At 65.0% G+C, this 6,059-nt stretch carries 8 protein-coding genes; 2 read left to right on the forward strand and 6 right to left on the reverse strand.

Annotated features, from left to right (window positions below; all coding sequences use genetic code 11):
* The first annotated feature begins 275 nt into the window (after positions 1–275).
* Positions 276–782 (forward strand): HTH domain-containing protein, encoded by a 507-nt coding sequence (locus V5A53_RS11965; RefSeq protein ID WP_332313845.1) that lies wholly within the window; start codon positions 276–278, stop codon positions 780–782.
* A gap of 81 nt (positions 783–863) precedes the next feature.
* Here V5A53_RS11965 and V5A53_RS11970 read toward each other — a convergent pair whose 3' ends face one another.
* The 4 genes from V5A53_RS11970 to V5A53_RS11985 all read right to left on the reverse strand — a co-directional run bounded on the left by V5A53_RS11970 (position 864) and on the right by V5A53_RS11985 (position 3,884).
* Positions 864–1,811, reverse strand: a complete 948-nt coding sequence (locus tag V5A53_RS11970; RefSeq protein ID WP_332313846.1) for a ribonucleoside-diphosphate reductase — start codon at positions 1,809–1,811, stop codon at positions 864–866.
* Positions 1,812–1,911: 100 nt separating this feature from the next.
* Positions 1,912–2,679 (reverse strand): enoyl-CoA hydratase/isomerase family protein, encoded by a 768-nt coding sequence (locus V5A53_RS11975; protein WP_332313847.1) that lies wholly within the window; start codon positions 2,677–2,679, stop codon positions 1,912–1,914.
* Between the two features lie 25 nt (positions 2,680–2,704).
* Positions 2,705–3,148, reverse strand: a complete 444-nt coding sequence (locus V5A53_RS11980; protein WP_332313848.1) for a hypothetical protein — start codon at positions 3,146–3,148, stop codon at positions 2,705–2,707.
* Between the two features lie 40 nt (positions 3,149–3,188).
* Positions 3,189–3,884 (reverse strand): helix-hairpin-helix domain-containing protein, encoded by a 696-nt coding sequence (locus tag V5A53_RS11985; protein WP_332313849.1) that lies wholly within the window; start codon positions 3,882–3,884, stop codon positions 3,189–3,191.
* A gap of 84 nt (positions 3,885–3,968) precedes the next feature.
* Between V5A53_RS11985 and V5A53_RS11990 the strand changes: the two genes are divergently transcribed.
* Entirely contained in the window at positions 3,969–4,196 is a 228-nt protein-coding gene (locus V5A53_RS11990; protein ID WP_332313850.1) for a hypothetical protein, read from the forward strand.
* Positions 4,197–4,198: 2 nt separating this feature from the next.
* On the opposite strand, the gene V5A53_RS11995 is transcribed toward V5A53_RS11990, so the two are convergent.
* Together V5A53_RS11995 and msrA are read right to left on the reverse strand one after the other, a co-directional pair.
* A complete protein-coding gene (locus tag V5A53_RS11995) occupies positions 4,199–4,630 on the reverse strand; it encodes a universal stress protein (protein ID WP_332313851.1) in 432 nt (143 codons plus the stop codon).
* A 96-nt stretch (positions 4,631–4,726) separates the two neighbouring features.
* Positions 4,727–5,260: a peptide-methionine (S)-S-oxide reductase MsrA gene (gene msrA, locus V5A53_RS12000; RefSeq protein WP_332313852.1), complete on the reverse strand. Its 534-nt coding sequence runs from the start codon at positions 5,258–5,260 to the stop codon at positions 4,727–4,729.
* Positions 5,261–6,059: the final 799 nt, after the last annotated feature.

Raw genomic sequence — 6,059 nt, forward strand, 5'->3', positions numbered from 1 at the left:
GGCGGGGGCCGGTGGCTCTGTATACCCCCCGCCCTAAGGGGGGGGTTATCATCCATTGGCTGCCGGCGCCCCCGCCCGGCCGCGGGCTTCGACGACGTCCCGGTCCGTGTTTCGTGGTTTCTCACCACGAATTTTCAATATTCAACTTGATAGCTGATAGTATGGTGTATATTTATAATAAATGGGCAAAGATATATCGTATAGTTATTTCTATACCACAATAGTGGCCGATTGGTCATACAAAGTGCTTTAGATAGGCGTACTCAACGATGGGTATGCTCAGAGGGATAGACGCGAAAACGGCTCGTGGGGACGACGCAGCGATGGTCAACGTCGCCGACCGCGTCGACCTCGTGGGTGAGATCACGGTCTACGTCCGCGAGGACCCGCCGTCGTACGTCTCGGACCGCCAGCGAGCGGTCCACGAGGTCTTCGAGACGCTCGAAGCCGCGGGCGTTCTCGATCCGGTTCCCGTCGTCGAGTGGCCAGAGCAGGTGACGTCGTCGGCCGGCGAGGACGCCGAACCGCCGCTCGAAACCTATCGGGAATTCGTCGACGCCGTCGGTCGGCGCGCGCTCGAACCGTTCTTCGAGCGACGGGCGGCAACCGGAAGCACCGACTCCATCGTCGAACTCCCGGCGGTCTGCATCGCCCTCCGGGCCGACGGCGCCGTTCGAGGACTCTATCCGTGCTGGCAAGAGGGTACCCACCACAGCATCGAGGACTGCATCGCGGCACTTTCCCGCGGTGACGATATCGCGAACGTCGACCCCGACCGCTGATACGGACCGTTGTGGTCTGTTATCCGACACCGCCAGCACGGTCGGCGATGACCGCTGAACCGTTACAACGGTCCGTATGATTCAATCGGCGGCCGCGGGGTCGTCGTCCAGCGCGACGAGTTCCTCGACGGGCGGAATCGCCGCTTGCGCGTCGGTGATGATGTCGATGCGCCGGGAGAGTTTGTCGCGGGCGTAGTTCACCAGCGGCATCGGATCGACGATGCCGTCGCCGACGGAGACGGTCTCGGCGACCAGCGGCATGAGTTCCATCAGCGTCTCCTGGACGATATCGGGGTCGACGTCGTCCTCGGCGATGTGACTCTGGACCTTCTGCATCCCGAAGCCGACGTGACGGCCCTCGTCGCTGCGGATGTAGTTGATACCCTCGACGAGACCGGGGAGGTGCGGCGTCGGTTCCTCGCGGAGGGAGACCTCGTTGTCGTCGTCGGGGCCCATCACGTTCGTGATGCCGTAGTAGCCGGTCTGTGCGAGGACGCTCTCGACGACGAGGTGGTAGTGACAGTACGCACGGACGCGGTTCTCGGGCGTGTCGTCGGTCAGAAGCGTCTCCATCGCCTCCTCGGTGCGGTCGAAGAGGTCGACGTAGCCGTCGGGGAAGAAGCGCTGGTCGGTGGGTGCGACCTTCTCGAAGCCCTGTTCCTCGGCGATGGGGTAGATGCCCTCCCGCCAGTAGCGGTCGAAGAACTGGGTGTGCTTGGCCTCCTCGTAGATCTGGCTGGAGATGAACATCTGGTCGTTGATATCCTCCAGTGCGACCATCAGGGGCGCGAGGTCCTCGGTGACGGCCTCCTCGCCGGCGCCGAACAGCGCGAGGTACTGCATCGTCTCGAAGTACTCCGCTTCGGTGAACTCCGAGTTCACGCTCCGTTCGAGGTCGGTTTCGAGGAGTTCGGCCTCGACGTCCTCGTAGGGGTCCCAGTGGTTGTAGACGGCGTGTTTAAAGTAGCCGCCGCCGACGGTGTCCTCGCTGATCCGCAGTTCTCGGCTATCGTCCCGAATCTGTGTCATACGGGTGTGACCAGGACGCCCGGGCGTATCGGGTTATATCCCCGCATGCGAGGGGTATAAAACGTGTCCCAGAGAGCGCGTCACCACGCGCGTTAGCGGCCTATCGCCCTTCGAATTCGGGTTCCCGGTCGGCCATGAAGGCTGCGACACCCTCCATGAAGTCCTCGCTTTCTATCATCGTCTCCTGTGCGATGGCCTCCTCCCGGAGCGCCTCCTCCATCGACCGGCCGAAATTCCGGTAGGCCAGTCGTTTGGCGGCGGCGACGGCCATCGTCGGCCGGCCGGCCAGCGTCTCGACGCGCTCGTCGACGACCGCATCGAAGTCCCCCTCGGGAATCGTCTCGTTGGCGATGCCCAACTCGACGGCGCGGTCGGCGTCGACGCGTTTGCCCGTGATCATCAGGTCCAGCGCCTGCCGGAGGCCGACCAGTCGCGGGAGGATGTAGGTCGCGCCGGTGTCCGGCGCCAGTCCGATGTTCGTAAAGCCCCACTCGAAGAAGCTGCCCTCGACTGGGTAGACGAAATCACAGGCCGCCGCGAGGGAGGCGCCCGCACCGACCGCGGGACCGGGCACCCGCGCGACCGTCGGTTTCTCCATGCGCATCAGGCCGAGCGCGATGGCGTTGAGGCCGTTCTCCAGTTCCGCCATCACGTCGCCGCCGCCCATATCGCCCGCCAGATCGAGGCCGGAACAGAAGGCGTCGCCCTCGCCGGTGACGACGACACACCGGATGTCGTCGTCGTAGGCCAGTTCGTGTACGTAGTCGGCCATCGTCGCCGCCGTCGGGGCGTCGACGGCGTTCTTCCGGTCGGGGTTCGAGATGGTGATGGTGCCGACGCGTCCGTCGCGTGATAGCTCGACGCTCATGGCCGATAGCCGACCGCCAGCGCCTTTATTCGTAGTGGTCTTCGATCAGGGCGGCCACCTCGACTCTGGAGGGAACCGTCACCTCGCCATCGGGTGTTTCGACCCGGAACCCCTCGTCGGTTTGCTCCCAGCGGTCCGCGTGTGCGTCGAGAATCTCGCTACTGTCGCGGACCTGCTGGAGGCGTTCGACGGTGTCATCGTCGTTTTCCTCGACGTGCTGGCGTGTGGCGGCCGGCGCCGACCGACCGTCGGTCGTATCGCGGTCGGCCGCGACGATATCGCCCGACCGGCAGACGGGACAGGACGCATCGGGGCCCTCGACGCTGGTGCCGCAAATCGCACACTCGTAGTCGCCCGCCGCCGATGATTCGCTCGCCGCGTCGGCGTCCTCGGTTCCGCCTTCCTCGGCATCAGCGCCGCTGCCGAAGCGTCGTCGCCACCACCGTCGGAGTCCGTCGAGAAGGCTCATCAGTCGGCCGTAGCGACCGCGAGCCTATCAGTAGTTCCGGTCACCGCCAGTGTTTGAACAGCAACCGCTTGATGTCGTCCTTCGTGCGGACGGCTTCGGTCCCCCCATCCGGAAGGTCGACCTCGTAGGGTTCGTCGCCCGAACTCTCCCGCCACTTGTCGTCGTGCTGGTCCAGCAGGCTCATCGCCTGCTGGAGGGTGTTCTCGGGGCTTTCGTTCTCGCTTTCGCCCGGCCCCGGATCGGTCTCCGTCGCCTCCCCCTCATCTGCTGCTCCGTCCTCGTGTTCCGTCCCGTCGAAGCCCGCCACCTCGGCTTTGATATCGATGGCCTGTTTCTCGGCGATGCCGTCCGCGGCGGTCAGGTCGGTTGGGTCGGCGTCCTGGACCGCGGCTATCGAGTCGAAGCCGGCATCGACGAGCGCCTCGGCGGTCGCCTCGCCGACGCCCGCGATGTCGGTGAGGTCGCCTGCTGGGTCGGCATCGGTGTCGCTCTCGGCATCAGTCGCTGTCGTCTCGTTTTCGGGCTCGGCGGTTTCTCCACCCGTATCGCCGGTCTCGGTGGCGGCGTCGTCGGCCGCCGCGTCGTGTTCCTCCGGCGGCGTGTAGGTATCCAGCAGGTATTCGAGGGCTTCCTCGCGGCTGATGGTCCCGTACGGGCCGACGTAGGCGGCTTCGAGGTCCTCGCGGACGGATTCGAGCCGCTGGAGTTGCGCTTCGGAGACGGACAGCTCTGGCATGGGGGGCGATGTGCGCCGCTGCGAGTAATAGTTTGGCCCCGCCGGGAAGCGAGAGCTTATCGGTCCGGACACCCGCGTTCCGATATGAGCGACCGGCCGGCCGAAGACCCCGGGGAGGGATTCATCCAGGTTCGAGAGGCGGTTCTCGGCGTCGCCTTCCTGTGGCTCGCGGCGATGTCGGCCTTCGGCGCGATACAGGCGACTGCCTACGGTGCCACGACCGCACCCATCTACTTCCTCGTCGCGGTCGGCGCCGCCTCGCTGGCGGTCGTCGCCGGCTACGCGTCGGTTCGGGCCTTCGGCCTCCGGTAGGGCTATTCCTCTTCGCTCTTCCGGACGGTCAACACGGGCACGTCCGCGGTCCGGACCACGCGCTCGGTGACGCTGCCGAGCAGGTAGCGGTCCAGCCCGCTGCGGCCGTGGGTGCCCATCACGATGGCGTCGATGTCCTCCTCGTCGGCGTAGCCGAGAATCGAGTTGTGCGGCGCGCCTTCGCGGATGGCGGTGACGAGGTCGACGCCCTCCTCGTCGGCTCGCTCTCGAATCTGCTCGATGGCCTCTTCGCCGATGGTTCGGAGCTGGTCCTCGACGCGGTCGTCCATCATCTCGGGCGCGTAGGGGATGTCCTCGACGACGAAGAGAACGTGCAGTTCCGCGCCCGTCTCCCGGGCGAGGCCGATGGCCTGCTCGACGGCAGGGTTCGTCGCGTCGCTTCCGTCGGTCGGCAGAAGGATTCGGTCGTACATATCCGACCCCTCGAAGCGCGGATATAAAGAGATGGGGGCGGGGTCCCGTTCGACGGGACCATCCAGGGACGGTCGGTAGCAGCCTGTTCGCCGTCCCTAACTGGCCATCAGTTCGGCGTGTTTCTCGCGGATCTTCTTCAGTTTCGGGTTGATGTTGACGACACAGTAGGTGTCGTTGGGGTTCTTCTCGAAGTAGTCCTGGTGGTAGTCGTCGGCCCGGTAGAACTCCTCCAGTGGCGCGACTTCGGTGACGATGTCGTCGTCGTACAGCGGCTGGAGGTCCTCGATGACTTGCTCGACCGTCTGCTTCTGTTCGTCGTCGTGGTAGAAGACCGCCGAGCGGTACTGCTCGCCGATGTCCGGCCCCTGCCGGTTCAACTGCGTCGGGTCGTGGATGGTGAAGAAGACCTCCACCAGGTCGCGATAGGAGACGACGTTCGGGTCGAACTCGACCTGTACGACCTCCGCGTGGCCGGTATCGCCCCGGCAGACCGCCTCGTAACTCGGGTCCTCGACGTGGCCGCCGGCGTAGCCCGAGACGACCGATTCGACGCCCCGCAACTCCTTCAGCGCCGCCTCGATACACCAGAAACAGCCCCCCGCAAGCGTCGCGGTTTCGTTCTCGCTCATAGGGGCTCGTTGGGCCTCCAGACGCTTGAACCTCTCCGTGTCGGAAAGTGGATGGGGGACACTCTGAGTTTGGATATGTATAAACTGCAAACGGTCTCGACCATACGTCTGCGAAGCCCTCAGCCGGCTGGCGGTCGCTGAGCGGCATATCCTCGCTCCCTTCGGTCGCTCGGATAGTGGCCGCTCAGACGACCATGCAAGCGCCAGCCGACTTCGCCCTTCGATTCCGCCGAGGACCGCACCGCAAACCGCAGCCACACTCCTCCCCAACCGACTCCCTCGTGGTTCGAAAGACGCCAAAGGCGTCTTTCGTCATCACGAAAGGCGCTTCGCGCCTTTCGAACGACTTCGCTCGGTCGTCCCTCGCACGATTTTGTCCGACCGCCGCTCACGGATGCGTTCGCGGCGGTCGGTCAGCGCGCGCCATTTATAAACTCAACTGGCCGGGAGCGCGTGCGGCCCTTTGGGCCGTCGCGCGACATGCGCGGCGCTACGCGCCGCGATGTAGGTCCGCGGGCCGTGCGAGGCGGCCTGCGGCCGCCTCGAACGGAGACGGCTTCGCCGTCTCCCAGCCCGCGCAACCCGGGGAAGGGCAGGTATGGTTGCGGTCCTCGGTGAACTGAAAGGGCGAGGCGCGCTGGCGTTTATATAGTCGCTAATCAGGCCCTATCCGAGCGAGCGGAGCGAGCGAGGATATCCTGATTAGCGACCGCCAGCGGGTCGAGGGCTTTCTGTGTGTTTGCGGTCAAGAGACTGCCAAGCTTTACTTATAAAACGGAAGCTACTCCTCGAACGACCA

Origin of the sequence: Natronomonas sp. (assembly GCF_036625485.1) — an archaeon.
Taxonomy (GTDB): Archaea; Halobacteriota; Halobacteria; order Halobacteriales; family Haloarculaceae; genus Natronomonas.